The organism is Ruegeria sp. CF5, assembly GCF_056537325.1.
The window spans coordinates 87,943-109,320 of the sequence record NZ_JBQFRI010000001.1 but is presented as its reverse complement, the minus strand read 5'-3'; the positions used below and the strand labels follow the sequence as shown (position 1 = coordinate 109,320).

Here is a 21,378-nt window from a genome sequence, read left to right as displayed (position 1 = left end):
TCACCGGCCCCTTAATGGGGTCGAGAATACTCGGAACAGGGCGGTCCATCGGGCCGCCTTGTTTCGTTCTGCTGCTGCAATCCTGTGGACTATCTGCAGGGACAGGGATAAACCTTCGCGGAACAAATTGATTGCGCGCTGAGAGAACCTTATGCCCACGCTGAACGACATCCGATCAACCTTTCTGAACTATTTTGCGAAACAGGGTCACGAAGTGGTCGCGTCGAGCCCGCTGGTTCCGCGCAACGATCCCACCCTGATGTTTGTCAACTCGGGCATGGTGCAGTTCAAGAACCTGTTTACCGGGGTCGAAACCCGCGACTACAACCGCGCAACGACATCCCAAAAATGCGTGCGTGCGGGTGGCAAGCACAACGACCTAGACAATGTGGGCTACACCGCCCGACACCATACGTTCTTTGAAATGCTGGGGAATTTCTCGTTTGGCGATTACTTCAAACCCGAAGCGATCCCGTTTGCCTGGGAACTGATCACCAAAGAATTCGGGATTGATAAAAACCGGTTGCTGACAACTGTTTATCACACCGATGACGAGGCGTTCGAAATCTGGAAAAAGGTCGGTGTTCCGGAAGACCGGATTATCCGCATCGCTACGAATGACAATTTCTGGCAAATGGGGCCGACGGGCCCCTGCGGACCCTGCACTGAAATTTTCTATGACCACGGTGATCATATCTGGGGCGGCCCTCCGGGATCGGCGGAAGAAGACGGCGATCGTTTCATCGAAATCTGGAACATCGTTTTCATGCAAAACGAGCAGTTCGAAGACGGTTCGATGGTCGAACTCGACATGCAATCCATCGACACGGGAATGGGGCTCGAGCGGATTGGTGCGTTGTTGCAGGGCAGTCACGACAACTACGACACGGACCTGTTCAAGACATTGATTGAGGCATCTGCGGACGCAACGAATGTCGATCCCTACGGAGATCAGAACGTGCATCACCGCGTGATCGCCGACCATCTGCGATCAACATCCTTTTTGATCGCTGACGGTGTCATGCCTTCGAATGACGGTCGTGGATACGTTCTGCGGCGGATCATGCGCCGGGCCATGCGGCATGCGCACCTTTTGGGTGCAAAAGATCCGGTCATGCACCGGCTTGTACCGACCTTGGTTCAGCTCATGGGGGCGCAATACGCAGAACTTGGACAGGCACAGGCGTTGATTGAAGAGACCTTGTTGCTTGAGGAAACGCGGTTCAAACAAACTCTGGACCGCGGTCTTAAGTTGCTGGACGATGAAGTAACGAACCTTACAGAAGGTGAGCCTTTGCCAGGTGAGGCCGCGTTCAAACTATATGACACTTATGGGTTTCCTCTGGACCTGACGCAGGATGCATTGCGTGAAAAAGGGCTCAGCGTAGATACCGACGGCTTTGATGCCGCAATGGCAGAACAGAAAGCCAAGGCGCGGGCCGCTTGGGCCGGTTCAGGAGAGGCCGCTGATCTGGCGGTTTGGTTCGACGTACTGGACACGGTCGGCGCCACCGATTTTCTTGGCTACGACACCGAAACGGCCGAAGGTCAGGTCGGTGCACTGGTCGTCGATGGCGCAATGGTCGATGTAATTGAACAGGGCGGAACGGGTTGGGTCATCGTTAATCAGACTCCGTTTTATGGCGAGGCCGGTGGTCAGGTCGGTGACACTGGTGAAATGCGTCGGTTGGATAACCGTGATGATGTTGCCAAAATCGAGGACACCAGAAAGTTCGCCGACGGAAAGGTCTATGCGCACAGAGTAACGGTTGCGCATGGGACAATTGCAAAAGGCGACGCTGTAGAGCTTGGGGTTGACCACGGACGTCGGACTGCCATTCGCGCAAACCACTCAGCAACTCATCTGCTGCACGAAGCGCTTCGAGAAACGTTGGGAGATCACGTCGCTCAGCGTGGATCATTGAACGACTCCGACCGTCTGCGTTTCGATTTCAGCCACGCTAAGGCGCTGACCGCTGAGGAACTGACGCGCGTCGCCTCGGACGTGAACCAGTTTATCAGGCAAAATTCCACGGTTGAAACTCGGATCATGACACCGGACGACGCGCGCGCCATGGGGGCGCAGGCGCTGTTTGGTGAAAAATATGGGGACGAGGTGCGGGTCGTTTCGATGGGTCATGCGGAAACGGGCAAAGGCCAGGACGGCATGACGTACTCGATCGAACTTTGCGGCGGTACTCATGTGAAACAGACCGGAGATATCGGTACCTTCGTTTTGCTGAGCGATAGCGCATCCTCGGCCGGTGTCAGACGGATCGAGGCTTTGACCGGTGCTGCCGCATTCGAACACCTTTCGCAGGAAGCTTCGCGGATGGCTGAGGTGACCGGGATGTTGAAGGCTCAGCCAACCGACGTTGTGGATCGTATCAAGTCTTTGATGGATGAGCGTCGTGCGCTTCAAAATGAGGTGGCTCAATTGCGGCGTGACCTTGCCATGGGCGGAGGAAATGGATCTTCGGCGGTGGAAGCGCGCGAGGTGAACGGCGTTCCATTCCTGGCACAATCCCTGAGCGGCGTGTCCGGCAAGGATCTGCCTGCATTGATCGATGAACATAAGGAACGTCTTGGTTCCGGTGCGGTTTTGTTGATTGCGGACACCGGGGGCAAAGCTGCAGTCGCGGCCGGTGTTACCAAGGATCTGACTGAAAAAGTGTCAGCGGTGGACCTGGTACGCGCCGCCGTTGCCGAACTGGGCGGGAAGGGCGGTGGAGGTCGCCCGGACATGGCCCAAGGTGGGGGCAAAGATGCTGCAAATGCCGATGCTGCGGTCAAAGCGGCAGAGCAGGTTTTGGGAGGATAAAATGGGTGCACTCTGGATCGCACATGTAACGGTCACTGATGCCGACGCTTACGGAAAATACGCCGAACTGGCTGGTCCGGCGATTGCCAAGCATGGCGGCGAATTCATCGCGCGCGGCGGACGTTTCGTTCAGTTGGAAGGAAAAGAGCGGCCACGAAATGTTGTGGCACGTTTTCCATCGGTAGAAGCGGCGGTCGAATGCTACAATTCCACCGAATATCAAGAGGCGTTGAGCCACGCCCGCAATGCCTCTGAGCGCGAGTTAATGGTTGTAGAAACGACCGAGTGACGACAAGGAATCCGAATGCGGCGCGTAAACCGCGCCGCTGGGGATTCCTTGGTGTCAACAAGCTTGCCCGGTCGCAATACCCAACTCCCTCACAGGCGGCAAAGGTTGCGATCAGGAAATCTGTGCGAATGCCGGGCAGCCATATCTTGGAAATCTGATCGTCGCTGAATGCAGCATGTCATACTGTCTTGGACGACACGGAGCGTACATTGAGCCTCTGCGTCACTGGACAGCGGGTCGTCTTTTAGACGACCCTAATGAGAACATCAGTCCATACTGGATGCAAAACTGACAAAGAGTCATTCCCTGTTATCAGTTTGCACCCAGTTCTTAATGCGGAATAAGTGTCTAGGATACTTTTGACATCCGCTTTCTCTCATGCGGATCAAGGTATCTTTTGCGAAGCCGGATCGAGTTCGGTGTCACCTCAACCAGTTCATCGTCGTCCACATAAGCGATCGCTTCTTCCAGCGAAAACTGAACATGCGGGGTAAGCCGAACCGCGTCATCCGATCCCGAAGCGCGAACGTTAGTCAGTTTCTTGCCCTTCAGCGGGTTTACTTCAAGATCGTTATCCCGGGAATGCTCGCCGATGATCATTCCCTGATAGACGTCTGCCTGCGGACCAAGGAACATGCGACCACGCTCTTCAAGGTTCCACAGGGCGTATGCAACAGCCTGACCATTTTCCATCGAAATCAGCACACCTGCACGACGTCCGGGGATGGCGCCTTTGTGGGGGGCCCAATCATGGAAAACACGGTTCAGAACACCCGTACCGCGCGTATCGGTCAGGAATTCACCGTGGTACCCGATCAACCCGCGCGACGGAACATGCGCGATGATCCGGGTTTTTCCCGCGCCAGCAGGGCGCATCTCGGCCAGTTCCCCCTTGCGGGCACCTGTGATTTTTTCGATCACCGCGCCCGAATATTCATCGTCAACGTCGATGGTCACTTCTTCGACCGGTTCAAGGCGTTGGCCATCTTCCTCGCGGAACAGCACCTGCGGACGCGAAATGCTGAGCTCGAAACCCTCGCGCCGCATATTCTCGATCAGGACGCCCATCTGGAGCTCGCCGCGACCGGCGACTTCGAATGCTTCACCGCTTGGTGTGTCCGTGATCCGGATGGCGACATTCGACTCGGCTTCTTTCATCAGACGGTCGCGGATCACACGGGACTGAACCTTTTTGCCGTCACGGCCCGCCAGAGGTGAATCGTTGATACCGAATGTCACGGTGATGGTCGGCGGGTCAATCGGTTGAGCGTGAAGAGCTTCATCAACCTGCGGATCAACGAGAGAATCGGCGACTGTTGCCTTACTCATACCGGCGATGGTGACGATGTCACCGGCTTCGGCCACGTCGATTGGTTGTTGGCTGAGACCGCGGAACGCCAGAATCTTGGTGGCCCGGAAATTCTCGATGACTGTGCCATCGCGTGACAGGGCCTTGAGATTGGCACCAGCCTTCAGGGTGCCGCTTTCCACTCGGCCAGTCAGAATGCGACCGATGAAAGGATCACTGCCCAGGGTGGTTGCGAGCATCCGGAAGGGTTCATCCTTGCGTTCAATCTGTTTTGGGGCAGGGACGTGATCGACGATCAGATCAAACAAAGCGGTCAAATCCTGACGAGGACCGTCCAGCTCCATGTCAGCCCAGCCGGATCGACCTGACGCATACATTGCCGGGAAATCAAGCTGATCGTCATCGGCACCCAGATTGGCAAACAGATCAAAGCACTCGTCCAGCGCGCGATCCGGTTCGGCATCCGGTTTGTCCACTTTGTTCAGAACCACAATCGGGCGCAGACCCAAAGCAAGCGCCTTGGATGTGACGAACTTGGTCTGCGGCATCGGGCCTTCGGCAGCATCGACCAGAAGAACCACACCGTCGACCATGTTCAGAATGCGCTCAACCTCACCGCCGAAATCAGCGTGGCCGGGTGTGTCGACGATATTGATCCGCGTGCCTTTCCATTCGACCGACGTGGCCTTGGCCAGAATGGTGATGCCGCGTTCGCGCTCCAGATCGTTGCTGTCCATGGCACGCTCGGCCACGGCCTGGTTTTCCCGGAACGCACCGGATTGTTTGAGCAGCTCATCCACCAGGGTCGTTTTGCCGTGGTCCACGTGAGCAATGATTGCGATGTTGCGCAGGTCCATGAGAGGTCAGCCTTTGAACGGGAAGTTGACGCGCGCATAACGCGGCGCGACAAAAGATACCAGCCCTAACGCGAGATCAGTGGGCAGCAGTCTCGGAAAAAAGGTGAATGACCAATATACCGATCAAAATCAAACTAAGGCCAAAAATTGCGGGCCAGTCCAGCCGCTGGCCAAAAACGACAAATCCGATGATTGCGATCAGAAAGATTCCCAGACCCGACCAGATCGCATAGACGATGCCAACAGGCATGACCTTGAGCGTGAGTGCCATCAGGTAAAACGCTAAGCCGTATCCAACCACGACCAGAACCGATGGCCAGAACCGGGTGAACTGCTGACTTGCCTGGAGGGCGCTCGTACCGATTGTTTCGGCGACAACTGCAAATAGGAGGATCAGATAAGCCTTTGGCACAGGTGCAAGTCCTAACGTGGGAGAATTCGCGGAAACCTTGAGCACGAATTCTCGTCTGCGGGCAAGTCAAAACCTACTTGATCAGGTGCGTTCGACGCTACACCGGGCAGGCTCTTTGGCTGGCCGAAGGTCAGGGAAACCCGACTATGATAATAACCCGAAGGCGTGATAATGTACGCATGTACTTGATGTTATTTTTAGTGAGTTCTCTTTCATGACGCGTTTTGCGATAACTATTATTGTAGCTTCGGTACTTATCGTGGCGCTTGGGTGGCTTGCAGACGGGGGGTCCGTCGACATAGATGCAGCACAAGGTGTTGAGCGGTTTGAAGTTAATTTGGTTTGAGCGCCAACCGATAATGAAAAAGGGGTCTTCGGACCCCTTTTTCTTTGCAACTTACAGAACCGGCGCCGAGGCAAACAGGTTTATTGCTTTTCGATGGATTTTGTCTTGGCGCGATGATCGGATAGTTTTTTGATCAGAAATTGACGGGCTGTGCGTTCGGCCAGCCGCACACGTATTTCCGTCAGGAACGCTTCTTCCAGAGATTGAGAGGCCGCCGCAAGAACATCCCCGATCTCTACGAAAAGCCGATCATTCCCTGTCTCGTCCATGACCTTCATCGTGTCCTCGGCCAGTTTCCCGGCCAAGGTGTTGATGGTGTCAGACATCAGCGCGTGTTCTCCGTCAGTCGACGTTTTACGTAGTCGGTAACGTCGGTGACCAAAGTGTCCATGTGTGGCTCCTGAAAGAAGTGATCGGCGCCCTCGACTTCGGTGTGAGTGATCGTGATTCCCTTTTGCTCATGCAATTTGCTGACCAAAGAGGTCGTATCGGCCGGCGGAGCAACCCGATCAGCCGAACCGTTGATGACCAAACCGGACGAAGGGCAGGGGGCGAGGAATGAAAAATCGTACATATTCGCCGGAGGGGACACGCTGATAAAGCCGGTGATTTCCGGGCGACGCATCAACAACTGCATTCCGATCCAGGCACCGAACGAAAATCCGGCAACCCAACAGTGTTTGGAGTTATTGTTCATCGACTGCAGATAATCCAGCGCCGACGCTGCATCGCTCAGTTCGCCAACACCCTGATCGTACTCGCCCTGGCTGCGTCCAACACCGCGGAAATTAAACCGCAAGACCGTGAAGCCCATGTTGTAAAAGGCGTAGTGCAGGTTATAGACGACCTTGTTGTTCATTGTTCCGCCAAATTGCGGATGAGGATGCAGCACGATGGCGATCGGTGCGTCTTTTTCCTTTTGCGGGTGGTAACGGCCTTCCAGGCGGCCTTCGGGTCCGGGAAAAATCACCTCGGGCATGTGTGCTTTTGTCCTGTCTTATTTCGCTGGGTACCGGGATATTCTTGACGCTATCCGTCAGGCACCTTAGAACGGTTCTAATTATGTATGCATTGCGCAAGAGCGCTGTCAGTCGGAGATACGCACTGGTGGCGACGTCGTCAATGTTTTCGCGCAGTCAGGTTTGGGGGAATCGAAAATGAAGCTTTCGACCAAAGGTCGTTACGCGATGGTGGCTTTGGCCGATATTGCACTTCAGCCCAACGACGCGTTGGTTACACTTGGGGAAATTTCCGAAAGGCAGGATGTTTCCCTTCCTTACCTTGAACAGCTTTTCGTCAAGCTGCGGCGGGCTGAATTGGTTACGTCTGTTCGGGGTCCTGGCGGTGGATATCGCCTTGCGCGCCCCGCGTCCGAAATCCGCGTGGTCGAAATTCTGGCCGCTGTCGATGAAACTGTTGACGCAATGCACAAGGGTGCTGGCGCGTCAGGTGCTTCCTCGGGCAGTCGCGCGCAGTCACTGACTAACCGTCTTTGGGAGAGCCTTAGCGCCCATGTCTATGTATTTCTGCACCAGACGCGACTGTCGGATGTAATCAAAAATGACCTGGCGCCATGTCCTGCCGTACCCAGTTTGTTTTCCGTAGTGGATGATTAAATTCCGCTAACGTGACTTTGGTCAATGCAACGAAATCAGACCCGCAAGAAAAGATGCATCCATGAAACGCGTTTATCTTGACTACAACGCCACCGCCCCTTTGCGGCCCGAGGCTCGGGACGCAATGGTCGCGGCGATGGACGTTGTCGGAAACCCTTCTTCAGTTCATGCGGAAGGGCGGGCCGCCAAGTCATTGGTCGAGAAAGCGCGGGCACAAGTGGCCGAGGCTGTCGGGTGCAAACCCCAAGAGGTCATCTTTACATCCGGCGCGACCGAGGCGGCCCGCGTACTGATGAACAGGCCCGATACCAGTGATGTACTTGTAGACAGTACGGCACATGACGCGCTTTGGTCGCATCTCGATCTTTCGAACGTAGCTGAGCGCCCGGTCGGTCCGGGTCACACTCTGGCAATGGGACTGGCGAACTCAGAAACAGGAATTGTGAGTTTGCCGCCTGAAAGGGTGGATGGTCAGTGGCCATACGGTCAAAGATTGGCTGATTGGCTGTTGCTGGACATAACTCAGGCCATTGGTCGAATTCCGTTCTCGTTCGCGTGGAGCGGTGCCGATATGGCAATCCTGTCTGCTCACAAAATTGGCGGCCCCAAGGGCGTGGGGGCATTGATCCTCCGGCAGGGGTTGGATATCGAGCCGCTGGCGACTGGGGGCGGTCAGGAAATGGGGCGCCGCTCGGGAACGGAAAACATCGTTGGAATTGCCGGGTTTGGGGCGGCGATTGAGGCGGCTGTGCGTGAACTGTCGGATGGTTCGTGGAATAGGGTCGAAAAACTTAGAAACATTCTAGAATCATGTCTTGTGGAATCCGCAAAAGAAACTATTTTTGTCGGGAACAAAGAACGTCGGCTTCCAAATACGTCATGCATGATCACGCCTGGTTGGAAGGGTGAAACCCAGGTGATGGCAATGGATTTGGCGGGCTTCGCCATTTCAGCCGGATCTGCCTGTTCCAGCGGCAAGGTGAAATCCAGCAGGGTCCTGGCGGCGATGGGGTTTGACGAATCCGAAGCGGCGAGTGCCATCCGTGTCTCGCTTGGGCCGGAAACGACGGAAGATGAAATCATGCGCTTCGCCGATGCCTGGCTGAAGCAGCGGGAAAAATACCGCGCCCGGACGGCGTGAGATTACGAGGAGAAGGCCATGGCGGCTTTGGACCAGACACAGGTCAAAGAAGGTGTCGATCAGGAAACCGTTGATGCGGTGCGCGAGGTCGGAACCTACAAGTATGGCTGGGAAACCGACATTGAGATGGAATATGCGCCCAAGGGCGTAAATCCGGACATCGTGCGGCTGATCTCGGAAAAGAATGACGAGCCCGAATGGATGACCGAATGGCGTCTGGCGGCGTTCGACCGCTGGTCCCAGATCGAAGAGCCGAACTGGGCTATGGTCAGCTACCCCAAGATCGATTTTCAGGACCAGTATTATTATGCCCGTCCTAAATCGATGGAGGAAAAGCCGAAATCGCTGGATGAGGTTGATCCAAAGCTGCTTGCTACATACGAAAAGCTTGGCATCCCCTTGAAAGAGCAAATGATTCTGGCTGGTGTCGAAGGCGCTGAAGACGCTCCTGCCGAGGGCCGCAAGGTTGCCGTAGACGCGGTGTTCGACTCGGTCTCGGTCGGAACGACTTTCCAGGCCGAACTGAAAAAGGCCGGCGTGATCTTCTGTTCGATTTCCGAGGCCATCCGTGAGCATCCGGAGCTGGTGAAGAAATATCTCGGTTCGGTCGTGCCGGTTTCCGACAACTTCTACGCCACGCTGAATAGCGCCGTGTTCTCGGACGGATCCTTTGTGTATGTGCCGCCGGGCGTGCGCTGTCCGATGGAGCTGAGCACGTATTTCCGCATCAACGCAGAAAACACTGGTCAGTTCGAGCGCACTTTGATCATTGCCGACAAAGGCTCGTATGTGTCGTACCTCGAAGGCTGCACCGCACCGCAGCGCGATACGGCTCAACTACATGCTGCGGTGGTCGAGATCATTATCGAGGAAGATGCCGAGGTCAAATATTCGACCGTTCAGAACTGGTACCCGGGTGATGAAAGCGGCAGGGGCGGAATTTATAACTTCGTCACCAAACGCGCGGATTGCCGTGGCGATCGGTCCAAAGTGATGTGGACACAGGTTGAAACGGGGTCAGCAGTCACATGGAAGTACCCTTCCTGCATCTTGCGCGGTGACGACAGCCAGGGCGAATTCTATTCGATCGCGATCACCAACAATTACCAACAGGCCGATACCGGAACCAAGATGGTGCATTTGGGTAAAAACACCAAATCGCGCATCGTTTCCAAGGGTATCAGTGCTGGTAAGGCACAGAATACCTATCGCGGTTTGGTCGCAATGCACCCAAAGGCAAAAAACTCGCGCAACTATACCCAATGTGACTCGTTGCTGATTGGCGACAAGTGTGGCGCTCATACTGTTCCGTATATTGAAGTTCGCAATAACTCGTCACGCTGTGAGCATGAGGCGACGACCTCTAAGGTGGATGAAGATCAGCTTTTCTATTGCCGCCAACGCGGCATGGACGAGGAAGAAGCCGTTGCACTGGTGGTGAACGGGTTCTGCAAGGATGTATTGCAGGCTCTGCCCATGGAGTTTGCCATGGAGGCGCAGCAACTGGTTGCCATCTCGCTTGAAGGATCGGTTGGCTGATGACACGCAATTCCCGGAACCGGGTTCGACGGGATGACGTTTTGACCGCCCTCGGATATGCGTTGCCGGTTTTGGGCGGCCTGTTGGGCGTGGTGTACGTAAACATCAACCCCAAGGAATTCCTGAATCCCGTGTGGGCCGTGGGCGGCGGCGCAATCCTCGGCTGGGGTTGTTCTCTGATAATCCGAAAGCTTCTGAGGGAATGAATGAAATGCCCTGTGGCTTTGGGTGATGAACGTCAATCCGGGCCACAATTCTTTGGGCAAGAGCATGCTGATGGTTTGGGCCAGTTACCTACGGTCAGCCTGAGATATGAACATGGCGGAGCTTTGCACTCCGAGCGAAATACGAAGGACGAAAAAATGCTGGAAATCAAAAACCTGCACGTCAAACTTGAAGAAGAAGAAAAAGAAATCCTCAAGGGTGTTGATCTGACGGTCGAGGCTGGCAAAGTTCATGCGATCATGGGGCCGAACGGGTCGGGAAAGTCGACGCTGAGCTACGTGTTGTCCGGCCGCGACGGTTACGAAGTGACTGCGGGATCAGCTGAGCTGGAAGGCCAGGATCTGCTGGAAATGGAGCCGGAAGAACGCGCAGCCGCTGGTCTTTTCCTAGCCTTCCAGTACCCGGTGGAAATTCCCGGTGTCGGCAACATGACTTTTCTGCGCACTGCTGTGAATGCCCAGCGGAAAGCGCGCGGACAAGAAGAACTGTCAGCAACGGATTTCCTGAAAGTTGTGCGTGCGAAGGCCAAAACTTTGAAAATCGACGCTGACATGTTGAAGCGCCCTGTCAACGTCGGGTTCTCTGGCGGTGAAAAGAAGCGCAACGAAATCCTGCAGATGGCGATGCTGGAGCCCAGCATGTGCATTCTGGATGAAACGGATTCCGGTCTGGATGTGGACGCGATGAAACTCGTTGCCGAAGGCGTGAATGCCCTGCGGGACGAAGGCCGGGGCTTTCTGGTCATCACGCACTATCAGCGCTTGCTGGACCACATCAAGCCGGACGTGGTGCACATCATGGCAGACGGGCGCATCGTGAAAACGGGCGGACCCGATCTGGCGCTTGAAGTTGAAAACAACGGTTATGCCGACATTCTTGCCGAGGTAAACTGATGGCTTTGCCCGAAGTAAAACAATCAGCAACCGAGGCGCGCCTGTCGACGCTGCAACTGCCGGATGCAGGCTGTACAAAGGACGCGCGTCAGGCCGCATTGGCCCGGGTTCGCGAAATGGGATTGCCCGGCCGCCGCGATGAATACTGGAAGTACACTCGGCCGGACACGCTGATTTCGCCGGAAGCACCTAGCGCAGCGGTGTTTCATTCAGATGAACCGGTAATGTTCGATGCAATCGATCGCCTTAAGATCGTGTTTGTCGATGGTGTATTCAGCGCCGAGGAGTCAGACGATCTTGCCCTGGAGGGCATCAAGATCGATCGCCTGGAGGATATTTGCTGCAAAGATATCCATTGGGCCAAAGAGTTATATGGTGTTCTTGAAGCACGTGGACAGCACCCGGTACAGCGCCCACTGGCCGCACTGAACACGGCGTTTGCAACCGATGGTGTAGCAATCCACGTCACCGGTAAGCCGTCCAAGCCGATTAGCCTTTTTTATCGGCACGCGTCGGAATCTTCGGACGCCATCCTGCATCACGTAATTCGCGTTGAAAGCGGTGCCGAGGTTACCATTCTGGAAAACGGCCCGGCGGCTTCGCGTTTCAACAAGTGCATGGAAATCGATGTCGCGGATGGCGGTACATTGCACCACGTTCGCGCACAGGGCAGAGATCACCAGCGCCGCGCCGCGACGCACATGTTTACAAGATTGGGCAAGGAGTCCGTCTATAAGTCCTTCACGCTGACAGTGAACGGTGTGCTGACCCGAAATGAGCAGGTGGTTGAACTGACCGGCGACGATGCTGTGGCACATGTCGCGGGCGCCTGTGTCGGTGATGGTGACTTTCACCACGACGATACTGTGTTCGTCACCCATGATGCGGTAAATTGCGAAAGCCGTCAGGTTTTCAAGAAAGTGCTGCGTAACGGCGCGACCGGCGTGTTTCAGGGTAAGATTCTGGTCAAGGAAGGTGCCCAGAAAACAGACGGGTATCAGATCAGCCAATCCCTTTTGTTGGACGATGACAGTCAGTTTCTGGCCAAGCCCGAACTCGAGATCTATGCAGATGACGTTGCCTGTTCCCACGGGTCAACATCTGGTGCAATTGATGAAACGGCCTTGTTTTACCTGCGCTCGCGCGGTGTGCCATACAAGGACGCCACCAATATGCTGACACTGGCCTTTTTGGCAGAGGCGGTAGACGAGATCGAGAATGAAGACCTGATAGCTGATATCGTCGGGCGTCTCGAAGGTTGGCTGGCACGGCGTAGCTGATGCCGGTTACCACCGATATCGTGGCCACTTACAGGGGGCCGGGCCGCGTCATGCGGCGCCTTTTGGATATGGGTCAACGCGAAGATCGCGCGTTGGCCATCGTTATGGCCGCGTGCGTTCTGGTGTTCGTTGGCCAAACGCCGCGTCTGGCCAGAGAGGCACATCTGACCGGGCAGGAGTTGAACTCTCTGCTTGCAGGCGCGCTTTTCGCCTGGGTGTTGAGTGCGCCGCTGCTGCTCTATATCCTCGCGGGTATTAGTCATTTGGTGGCCCGGCTTTTTGGCGGCAGCGGCGATTGGTTTGGTGCGCGCATGGCCTTGTTCTGGTCGTTCCTTGCATCAAGCCCGTTGCTTATGTTGTTCGGCCTGGTGGCTGGGTTCATCGGCCCTGGTGCCGCTCAGAATCTAGTTGGTGGCCTGTGGTTGGTGGTATTTGTCTGGTTCTGGATTTCCGGGCTTATTCAGGCAGAAGGTCGCGCCAGATGAATTCAACCAACTTGAAAAATCTGGCCATCCTGACGCTTACCGATCCGGCTGAGGCCGCGCGCCAGTTGATGGCGATGAATCTGGGACGAGAGGTGCTTTGGGTTGCGTTCGCGCTGGCCATAGTTCTCAACACACTGCTGCAAACCGCGTCCAACGTAGTTTTCCCGGTCATAGACAGCGAGTTTCAGGGCATTGCCAATTCGCTTGTGCTTTATGTCGCGATCGTCGGAGGCGGGCTGTTTCTGAGTATTCTTGCATTTTATCATGTTGGTCGAAGAATGGGCGGGACCGGGTCATTCAATGACATCATGGTTCTGATGGTCTGGCTTCAGTTTCTCAGGGTTGCCGTACAGGCAGCCGGGCTTATCTTTCTGATAACCATACCGGTTTTGTCTGCGCTGCTTGCCTTTGCTGCTTTTGTGGTTGGTCTTTACATTACCGTCCATTTCCTTGATCAGGCACACCGATTGGGTTCTTTGCCCAGGGCGGTTGGTGTTCTTTTCCTTTCGGTCTTGGCGATCGCCGCTCTTCTCATCCTCGTGCTGTCCCTTGTCGGGGCCCCAATGTTGGGATTTTCCGCCCATGTATGATATCCAGAAAATCCGCTCTGATTTTCCAATTCTGTCGCGTCAGGTGAATGGTAAACCATTGACCTACCTTGATAATGGCGCGTCCGCGCAGAAACCACAGGCGGTGATCGACGCCGTGACGCGGGCCTATGCCGAGGAATACTCGAACGTACACAGGGGTTTGCACTATCTGTCGAATCTGGCCACGGAAAAGTACGAGGCCGTGCGCGGTACCATTGCCCGGTTTCTTGGGGCTGGCAGCGAAGATGAAATCGTTTTGAATTCCGGCACCACCGAAGGGATCAATCTCGTCGCTTATGGTTGGGCGATGCCCAGACTTGAGGCTGGTGACGAGATCGTTCTGAGCGTGATGGAGCATCACGCCAATATCGTTCCCTGGCATTTCCTGCGGGAAAGACAGGGCGTTGTCCTGAAATGGGTTGATGTGGATGCGGATGGCGGTCTTGATCCTCAGGCCGTCATCGACGCGATTGGTCCGAAAACAAGACTTGTGGCGGTTACCCAATGTTCGAACGTTCTTGGAACGGTCGTTGATGTAAAGGCCATCACTCAGGGTGCACACGCAAAAGGCGTTCCGGTGCTTGTTGACGGCAGTCAGGGCGCAGTCCACATGCCTGTCAACGTGCAGGACATCGGCTGTGATTTCTATGCAATTACCGGCCACAAGCTATATGGTCCTTCCGGTTCCGGGGCGATTTACATCAAATCGGAACGCATGTCCGAGATGCGCCCCTTCATCGGCGGTGGTGACATGATCAAGGAGGTTTCCAAAGATCAGGTGATCTATAACGATCCGCCAATGAAGTTCGAAGCGGGAACCCCGGGTATCGTGCAAACGATCGGGCTTGGGGTGGCATTGGACTATATGATGGACTTGGGGATGGATAACATCGCCGCACACGAAGGTGGTCTGCGCGACTATGCGCTTCAACGGCTGAACGGTCTTAATTGGTTGCAGGTTCAGGGAACGCGCCCAGATAAGGCGGCTATCTTCAGTTTTACGCTGGACGGGGCGGGGCACGCACATGATGTCTCAACCATCCTCGACAAAAAGGGAGTTGCGGTTCGGGCCGGGCATCACTGCGCCGGGCCGCTGATGGACCATCTCGGTGTGACCGCAACCTGCCGGGCGAGCTTTGGCCTCTACAACACAAAGGAAGAGGTCGATACACTGATCGAGGCCCTTGAGTTGGCTCACGATCTCTTTGCGTGAAACGTATGGCTGGCGGCTTTAAATGCCGCCTTTGGGACTTCGATTTGCTGTTGCACCCGGATCGGATCAAGGTTAGCTAACGGCACAGGCACCTGTAGCTCAGCTGGATAGAGCGCTGCCCTCCGAAGGCAGAGGCCAGAGGTTCGAATCCTCTCAGGTGCGCCACTTCATATTACAGCAAAGTTCGTCGTCCAGATTGGTCATATGCGGCTTCTCCAAGCCGAACATGGCGATCAGTTTGGAATGCTGAAGCGGCTTCAGGTCTCAAGGATTTTCGCAAGTTTTACAGATCTCTATCGCGCCCGGCAGTTGCGCGCTCGAAATGGCAAACAGAAAAATCCCACATCGGCTCACCAATGCAGGCTCGAGACTGTTTTGGGCGCATTAGAGCAACCGGAGATTCGATTGTTGTTCGCAAAAAAGGGTGGCTTAGCCACCCCAGGTCCGAACATCTCCGCAGTCCATATGGACAAAGTTTGAGCGGTGGTACCGCCCAACTCCGCCGGCACGGCAGGAAATGGCGGCCTTCGCCATCTGCGAGACTGAGCGGGATGCCAACCGCAAATCCGCCGCCTGACCCTGCATATGAAGCGAATTGCGCGCAACGCCACGAGAGCGAGAGCGGAGCATGGCGTTAGTTTTAGGGCTGCGATAGCCGGACAACAACATATAGGGTTCGTTTACGTCCAGCAGATTATGTGAGGCCGCCATAATGTCGATGGTGCGCAAATCCATTGATTTGGACTGGTCCGTGCGCCAATCACGCATGAAGTGATTGATTTCCTTGACTGCGTCCTTGATATATTTGCCGTCCACCCAATATATCATGTCAATCCGCTCGCCTGTGCGACCGGAATACATACGAATGCGGCGAACGTCACCGCCGCCGCGCAAAAACCCTGCTGCCTGGGAATAGGTAGGCGCCGCTGTTACGGCCGTAGCTGCAAATGCCCCAAGAAGGGCACGTCGGGTTATGCCCGAAGTACTGCTCTTTATCATTAGCGTTTAGTCCCGTACTGTTCCTGCCTGCGCTCGATGTTACGCGCGCCTTCTTACTTTTTTACTTCCATCCCCAGATGCGGGATTTATGGCACAGTCGGAATCACGAGCCAAGAAGTCTTTCGCATGTATGTTTTCAAGGGGGAATTTTCGGCAGTTTTTTGCGCAACTGAAAATGTGTGCCGAAATTTCGCTGCAATTGGGCTAAGCAGCCTAGCGCTCCGATGCAAACACGCATCAGGCAATGGAAGATGCATCAGGATAGAGTATTTGTGAATGGACATTTGCACCTGAAAACACCCAAACTTGGCTGGCTGAAGGAAATCGGTGCAAGTTATTGAATAGTAAGGTCTAAAATATGAAAGTTGTCATTCGGCCCATCGCAGCAATCGCTATCGCGGCCTTTTTGGCGGGCTCCGGTGCCCATGCGCAGGGGGTATCGGATGGTGTCAGTATCTCGGCATTCCAGATCGCGGTGGCTGAAACTACCGCATCGGATTCCGGGTTGGCTGATTTCTATCGCACAAACAACTATCAACCGGTCTGGACGGGCACCGGCTTGGACCATCAGAAACGTCGTCAGATTCTGATCGAATCTCTGTCACACGCCGACAATCACGGTTTGCCTCTTGCACGATATGATGTCCAAGGTCTGCTGAACAAAATGCAGACGGCGCGGAGCAATCGTGACCTTGGACTGGTCGAAGCTGAATTGAGCCGTGTGTTCGTAAAATATGCCCGGGACGTCCAATCTGGGGTTTTGTTGCCTTCCAGTATCGATGACGGCCTTGTGCGCGAGGTGACGCGCCGTTCTGCAGCTCAGCATTTGAACGATCTGGTGACTATGGATGCGGCGACATATTTCCGGTCTTTGCCTCCACAATCCCGACAATACCGCTCTCTGATGAAAGAGAAGATTGCGCTGCAACACCTGATTCAGGCAGGTGGCTGGGGGGAAAACGTTCCGGTTGCCAAACTGGAGCAGGGCGATGCGGGCGCAGCAGTCATCAAGCTGCGTAACCGGCTGGTCGCGATGGGCTATCTGAAACCGACCGCCAGTCCGCGATACGATAGCAACGTTTTCAAGGCAGTTCAGGAGTTTCAGGCCGCGCACGGCCTGGAAACGGACGGCGTAGCTGGCAATGGTACTATTGCTGAACTTAACCGCCCGGTATCTGATCGTCTGAAATCCGTTATCGTCGCCCTTGAGCGCGAGCGTTGGCTGCCCCGTGAACGGGGCGGGCGTCATATCCTTGTGAACCAGACCGATTTTTCAGCAAAGATCGTTGACGATGGTCAGGTTACTTTTGAAACGCGCGCAGTGATCGGGAAAAACACCAGTGATCGCCGCAGCCCGGAATTCTCGGATCAGATGGAACACATGGTGATCAACCCCAGTTGGTATGTCCCACGTTCGATCATAACCAAGGAATACTTGCCGAAACTTCGCAGCAATCCCAATGCGGTAGGCCATATTCAGATCACGGATCGGAGTGGGCGCGCCATCAACCGGGGGGCAGTTGATTTCAATCAGTTCTCTGCCCGCAACTTCCCGTTCTCGATGCGCCAGCCTCCGGGCAAAAGCAATGCGCTGGGGCTGGTGAAGTTCATGTTCCCGAACAAGTACAACATTTACTTGCACGACACGCCGCAAAAAAGTTTGTTCGCACGTGAAGTCAGGGCGTTTTCGCACGGGTGTATTCGGTTGGCTCAACCGTTCGAATTCGCCTATGCGTTGCTGGCCTTACAGGAAGAAAGTCCGAAAAAGTTCTTCCATCGTGTGTTGAACACCGGAAATGAAACCAAGGTGAAACTGGAAAAACCTGTACCTGTGCATCTGATCTACCGAACAGCCTATATTGGTCCAAAGGGTGAGGTTCAGTACCGCCGTGACGTGTATGACCGGGACAAGAAGATCTGGAATGCGTTGAACAATGCGGGGGTGGCCCTACCGGCGGTTCAGGGTTAAGCACGGGGCAAATCCTTTGACAGGGAACCCCGACATGAAGTTCACAGTCCAACAGATTGCCGAAACGCTTGGTGCGGACACGCAGGGCAATACTGACCTGACCATTTTGCGCGCGGCTGAACCGGCCGATGCGGGGCCAACAGATTTGGCAATGGCGATGTCGCCGAAATATGCCGAGGCTCTGGGGCAGGGCGCAGCCCGCGCCGCCCTGTTGTGGGAAGGCGCACCTTGGGAAGAACTTGGGTTGGAAGCTGCAATTTTCGTCCAGCGGCCACGTATGGCGATGGCCGGTGTTACGGCGATGTTGGACCGGGGGCAGGGGATTGAGCCCGGTGTTCACCCATCGGCAGTTGTAGACCCTACGGCCGAGATTGGTGCAGATGTTTCCATCGGGCCTTTGACGGTGATCGGCGCGCGAGCAAGAATCGGTGATGGCTCGGTCATTGGGGCGCATTGTGTGATAGGCATGGATGCTCAACTGGGCAGAGATGCGTTACTGCGTGAAATGGTCAGTGTCGGCGCGCGTGCTGTTATTGGTGACCGCTTCATCGCTCAGCCGGGCGCCCGGATCGGTGGGGACGGTTTCAGCTTTGTCACTCCTGAGGTTTCGGGTGTTGAGAACGTCCGCAAAACAATGGGTGATCAGGGCGAGGCGAAAGCCCAAAGCTGGCTTCGGATTCACTCTCTTGGCGCTGTCGAGATCGGAGATGACGTCGAAGTAGGCTCCAACTGCACCGTTGATAACGGCACAATTCGAAACACCCGAATTGGTGATGGCTCAAAGCTGGATAACCTTGTTCACGTTGGTCACAATACGCGTGTCGGCAAGGACTGTCTGCTGTGCGGCCAAACCGGAGTGTCCGGCTCCGTTGAGATCGGCAACAACGTGGTTCTCGGCGGTCAGACTGGTGTGGTCGACAACATCTTTATCGGCGATGGCGTGATTTCCGGCGGCGGCACCAAGATTCTGTCCAACGTGCCAGCAGGCCGTGTCATAATGGGATATCCGGGCATCAAAATGGAAAGCCATACGGATATTTATAAGGCGCAGCGTCGTCTGCCGCGCTTGGCCCGTGACATAGAGGCGCTGAAAAAGGCTGTTTTCAAATAGTCCCCAAGCGATTAAATCAACCGTGAAGCGACAATCAGGGGATTGAAATGAGCATCAGCGACCGTGTCATCGCAATCATTGCAGAGCAGGCCGTGCTGGAGCCATCGGACGTCACGCCCGAAAGCACCCTGCAGGATCTTGGAATTGACAGCCTGGGGTTGGTCGAAAGCATCTTTGCGATCGAGGAAGAGTTCGACATTTCCATTCCGTTCAACGCAAACGAACCGACGGCCAGCGATTTTGACATCACCAACGTGGCGGCAATCATCGCGGGTATCGAAAAACTAGTGGCTGAAAAGGTCTGACGAGCGATCATGAAACGCGTCGTCATTACCGGAGCTGGCACAATCAACTCTCTGGGCCACTCTGTCCCCGATACACTCGAAGCGATGCGCGAAGGACGTTGTGGCATCGGTGAACTGGATTTTCGTGATGTCGAGCGTCTGGCCATCAAGATCGGCGGACAGGTACGCGGGTTCGAGGCTGAAGGCCGTTTCAACCGGCAACAGATGACCCTTTATGACAGGTTTACCCAGTTCACGCTGACCGCGACCAAGGAAGCGATCGAACAATCCGGCATCGAATTTCATGGCGAACTCGCTGCGCGCTCTGGTGTCGTTCTTGGGACGGCAGGCGGCGGCGTCTCTACCTGGGATGATAATTACCGCTCGGTTTACGAAGACGGCAAAAATCGGGTGCATCCATTTGTTGTGCCGAAGCTGATGAACAACGCTGCCGCCAGTCACGTTTCGATGGAGCACAATATCAAAGGCCCCAGCTTTACCGTCTCGACCGCTTGCGCCTCGTCCAACCACGCGATGGCTCTTGCGTTTCAGATGGTGCGCAGCGGGGCGGCGCCTGCGATGATTACCGGCGGCTCGGAATCCATGTTGTGCTTTGGCGGCGTGAAAGCGTGGGAGGGCCTGCGTGTCATGTCCAAAGACGCGTGCCGTCCTTTCAGTGCGAACCGGAACGGCATGGTTCAGGGTGAAGGTGCAGGCGTCTTCGTGTTTGAAGATTACGAAAACGCCCGTGCACGTGGGGCAGACATCCTGTGCGAAGTTGTCGGCTATGCCATGTCATCTGATGCGGCAGACATCGTCATGCCCAGCAAGCAGGGAGCGGCCCGGGCCATGTCCGGTGCGTTGGCAGATGCCGGGATAAATGCAAGCGAAGTCGGCTACATCAACGCACATGGCACCGGTACGGCCGCCAATGATAAAACTGAGTGCGCAGCGGTTGCGGACGTGTTTGGGCCACATGCGGATGAGTTGATGATTTCGTCAACAAAGTCGATGCATGGGCATTTGATCGGTGGAACCGGCGCAGTGGAATTGTTGGCCTGCATCATGGCGCTGCGGGACGGAATTGTCGCTCCAACAATTGGGTACGAAGAGCCCGATCCGGAATGTGCCTTGGATGTGGTGCCGAACGAGGCGCGTGAAGCCAAGGTTGACGTGGCTCTTAGCAACGCCTTTGCATTTGGCGGGCTAAACGCTGTCCTGGCGCTGAAACGAATTTAACTGACAAAAAAGCCGCCAAGCTCTTAGCTGGCGGCTTTTCGGAATATCGTGTCAGTTGCTTCGTGGAATAAGTGTTTCGAAGCCGGACGTGAAACCCTTTAGCGACATTTTCATTTGCAGAACCTGATTGGGGGCCTGAGCAGGCACAACCGAAACGATGGCTTCGGAACCGCCCTTCATTGCATCTACGTCAGATTGTGTCAGGCCAAGCTGAGAAAAGCATCCAACCGTGTTGCAGAAGCGGTAGTTGTAGCGCTTTGAGGGCGCACCATCGATAGAAAGCTCAAGCTGTGCCGGCAAAAAGGTTTCCAGCGGCACGATGACGGTGGCACCGGCTACTGCGACCCCACCATCCTGAAGGCGAGATACTGTCACCTCGGCCATCGGGTTGCCGTCCTGACCCGTCAAAAGCTGTACCAAGGCGCAAGGGTCGGCCTCGGTCTCCGTCTTGACGCACGCCAAGTCCCAATCGCCGAATTCTTCCTTAACATATTGCTCACCAATGCGTGGTCCGCTTTCACCCAGATCCAATCCGGTGCCGGTCGCCTGCGATGTCTCTGCCTGACTTTCACCGGCAGTAGTCGTGGTGTCCTGAGCAAAAACAGCACCGGCCAGAATCGCGGTTGCCGCTACGCTCAGCGGAATCAGTTTCTTGATCATGAATGCCTCATTTCATCCGATAGAACTTTTTGCCCCGTCTACCATCGTTGCCGTGCGGTGTCAGGTGCGAAGATCGCGGGGTGAATGAATTTGATCGGAT

Annotated in this window: 21 protein-coding genes and 1 tRNA gene; 16 read left to right on the top strand and 6 right to left on the bottom strand. The window is 55.3% G+C overall.

What is annotated here, in order from left to right; genetic code table 11:
• Nucleotides 1–151: 151 nt before the first annotated feature.
• Complete coding sequence (alaS, locus tag ACR0NW_RS00555) at nt 152–2,821, top strand: alanine--tRNA ligase (RefSeq protein WP_480449482.1); 2,670 nt, start codon at nt 152–154, stop codon at nt 2,819–2,821.
• Nucleotide 2,822: 1 nt separating this feature from the next.
• Nucleotides 2,823–3,110 (top strand): DUF1330 domain-containing protein, encoded by a 288-nt coding sequence (locus ACR0NW_RS00550; RefSeq protein ID WP_170655635.1) that lies wholly within the window; start codon nt 2,823–2,825, stop codon nt 3,108–3,110.
• Nucleotides 3,111–3,458: 348 nt separating this feature from the next.
• Here the strand turns inward: ACR0NW_RS00550 and typA are convergent, their stop codons facing one another.
• The 4 genes from typA to ACR0NW_RS00530 all read right to left on the bottom strand — a co-directional run bounded on the left by typA (nt 3,459) and on the right by ACR0NW_RS00530 (nt 7,013).
• Complete coding sequence (gene typA / locus ACR0NW_RS00545; protein WP_170655633.1) at nt 3,459–5,276, bottom strand: translational GTPase TypA; 1,818 nt, start codon at nt 5,274–5,276, stop codon at nt 3,459–3,461.
• A 76-nt stretch (nt 5,277–5,352) separates the two neighbouring features.
• Nucleotides 5,353–5,688, bottom strand: a complete 336-nt coding sequence (locus ACR0NW_RS00540) for an SMR family transporter (RefSeq protein ID WP_170655631.1) — start codon at nt 5,686–5,688, stop codon at nt 5,353–5,355.
• A 426-nt stretch (nt 5,689–6,114) separates the two neighbouring features.
• On the bottom strand, nt 6,115–6,360 hold the full coding sequence (locus ACR0NW_RS00535) for a hypothetical protein (RefSeq protein ID WP_170655629.1): 246 nt from the start codon (nt 6,358–6,360) through the stop codon (nt 6,115–6,117).
• Complete coding sequence (locus ACR0NW_RS00530; protein ID WP_170655627.1) at nt 6,360–7,013, bottom strand: alpha/beta hydrolase; 654 nt, start codon at nt 7,011–7,013, stop codon at nt 6,360–6,362. The genes ACR0NW_RS00535 and ACR0NW_RS00530 overlap by 1 nt, the downstream gene beginning before the upstream one ends.
• A gap of 178 nt (nt 7,014–7,191) precedes the next feature.
• Here ACR0NW_RS00530 and iscR point away from each other — a divergent pair, with 178 nt between their 5' ends.
• The 10 genes from iscR (at nt 7,192) to ACR0NW_RS00480 (ending at nt 15,181) form a co-directional block, all read left to right on the top strand.
• Nucleotides 7,192–7,650: a Fe-S cluster assembly transcriptional regulator IscR gene (iscR, locus tag ACR0NW_RS00525; RefSeq protein ID WP_170655625.1), complete on the top strand. Its 459-nt coding sequence runs from the start codon at nt 7,192–7,194 to the stop codon at nt 7,648–7,650.
• Between the two features lie 61 nt (nt 7,651–7,711).
• Nucleotides 7,712–8,791 carry a cysteine desulfurase family protein gene (locus tag ACR0NW_RS00520; RefSeq protein WP_480449483.1) on the top strand — a complete coding sequence of 360 codons (1,080 nt, stop codon included), beginning with the start codon at nt 7,712–7,714 and terminating at the stop codon, nt 8,789–8,791.
• An 18-nt stretch (nt 8,792–8,809) separates the two neighbouring features.
• Nucleotides 8,810–10,330 (top strand): Fe-S cluster assembly protein SufB, encoded by a 1,521-nt coding sequence (gene sufB / locus ACR0NW_RS00515; protein WP_480449484.1) that lies wholly within the window; start codon nt 8,810–8,812, stop codon nt 10,328–10,330.
• Nucleotides 10,330–10,536, top strand: coding sequence for a hypothetical protein (locus tag ACR0NW_RS00510; RefSeq protein WP_170655619.1), 207 nt, complete (start codon nt 10,330–10,332; stop codon nt 10,534–10,536). The genes sufB and ACR0NW_RS00510 overlap by 1 nt, the downstream gene beginning before the upstream one ends.
• A 156-nt stretch (nt 10,537–10,692) precedes the next feature.
• On the top strand, nt 10,693–11,448 hold the full coding sequence (sufC, locus tag ACR0NW_RS00505; protein ID WP_480449485.1) for a Fe-S cluster assembly ATPase SufC: 756 nt from the start codon (nt 10,693–10,695) through the stop codon (nt 11,446–11,448).
• Nucleotides 11,448–12,728 (top strand): Fe-S cluster assembly protein SufD, encoded by a 1,281-nt coding sequence (gene sufD, locus ACR0NW_RS00500; RefSeq protein WP_480449487.1) that lies wholly within the window; start codon nt 11,448–11,450, stop codon nt 12,726–12,728. Before sufC ends, sufD begins: the two co-directional genes overlap by 1 nt.
• Nucleotides 12,728–13,213, top strand: a complete 486-nt coding sequence (locus ACR0NW_RS00495) for a YIP1 family protein (RefSeq protein ID WP_170655613.1) — start codon at nt 12,728–12,730, stop codon at nt 13,211–13,213. The genes sufD and ACR0NW_RS00495 overlap by 1 nt, the downstream gene beginning before the upstream one ends.
• A complete protein-coding gene (locus tag ACR0NW_RS00490; protein WP_480449489.1) occupies nt 13,210–13,803 on the top strand; it encodes a Yip1 family protein in 594 nt (197 codons plus the stop codon). Before ACR0NW_RS00495 ends, ACR0NW_RS00490 begins: the two co-directional genes overlap by 4 nt.
• Nucleotides 13,796–15,016, top strand: coding sequence for a cysteine desulfurase (locus ACR0NW_RS00485; protein ID WP_480449490.1), 1,221 nt, complete (start codon nt 13,796–13,798; stop codon nt 15,014–15,016). The genes ACR0NW_RS00490 and ACR0NW_RS00485 overlap by 8 nt, the downstream gene beginning before the upstream one ends.
• Before the next feature lie 88 nt (nt 15,017–15,104).
• Nucleotides 15,105–15,181, top strand: a tRNA-Arg gene (locus tag ACR0NW_RS00480).
• Between the two features lie 264 nt (nt 15,182–15,445).
• Here the strand turns inward: ACR0NW_RS00480 and mepK are convergent.
• Nucleotides 15,446–16,015 (bottom strand): peptidoglycan L,D-endopeptidase MepK, encoded by a 570-nt coding sequence (mepK, locus tag ACR0NW_RS00475; protein WP_170655607.1) that lies wholly within the window; start codon nt 16,013–16,015, stop codon nt 15,446–15,448.
• A 358-nt stretch (nt 16,016–16,373) separates the two neighbouring features.
• Here mepK and ACR0NW_RS00470 point away from each other — a divergent pair, with 358 nt between their 5' ends.
• Genes ACR0NW_RS00470 through ACR0NW_RS00455 form a run of 4 tightly spaced genes read left to right on the top strand, consistent with a single transcriptional unit; the run spans nt 16,374 to nt 20,618 of the window.
• On the top strand, nt 16,374–17,984 hold the full coding sequence (locus ACR0NW_RS00470; protein WP_480449491.1) for a L,D-transpeptidase family protein: 1,611 nt from the start codon (nt 16,374–16,376) through the stop codon (nt 17,982–17,984).
• A 34-nt stretch (nt 17,985–18,018) separates the two neighbouring features.
• On the top strand, nt 18,019–19,095 hold the full coding sequence (gene lpxD, locus ACR0NW_RS00465; RefSeq protein WP_480449492.1) for a UDP-3-O-(3-hydroxymyristoyl)glucosamine N-acyltransferase: 1,077 nt from the start codon (nt 18,019–18,021) through the stop codon (nt 19,093–19,095).
• A 47-nt stretch (nt 19,096–19,142) separates the two neighbouring features.
• Nucleotides 19,143–19,400 (top strand): acyl carrier protein, encoded by a 258-nt coding sequence (locus ACR0NW_RS00460; protein ID WP_170655601.1) that lies wholly within the window; start codon nt 19,143–19,145, stop codon nt 19,398–19,400.
• Nucleotides 19,401–19,409: 9 nt separating this feature from the next.
• On the top strand, nt 19,410–20,618 hold the full coding sequence (locus ACR0NW_RS00455) for a beta-ketoacyl-[acyl-carrier-protein] synthase family protein (RefSeq protein WP_480449493.1): 1,209 nt from the start codon (nt 19,410–19,412) through the stop codon (nt 20,616–20,618).
• A gap of 51 nt (nt 20,619–20,669) precedes the next feature.
• Here ACR0NW_RS00455 and ACR0NW_RS00450 read toward each other — a convergent pair whose 3' ends face one another.
• Nucleotides 20,670–21,278, bottom strand: coding sequence for an invasion associated locus B family protein (locus ACR0NW_RS00450; RefSeq protein WP_480449494.1), 609 nt, complete (start codon nt 21,276–21,278; stop codon nt 20,670–20,672).
• Nucleotides 21,279–21,378 lie beyond the last annotated feature (100 nt).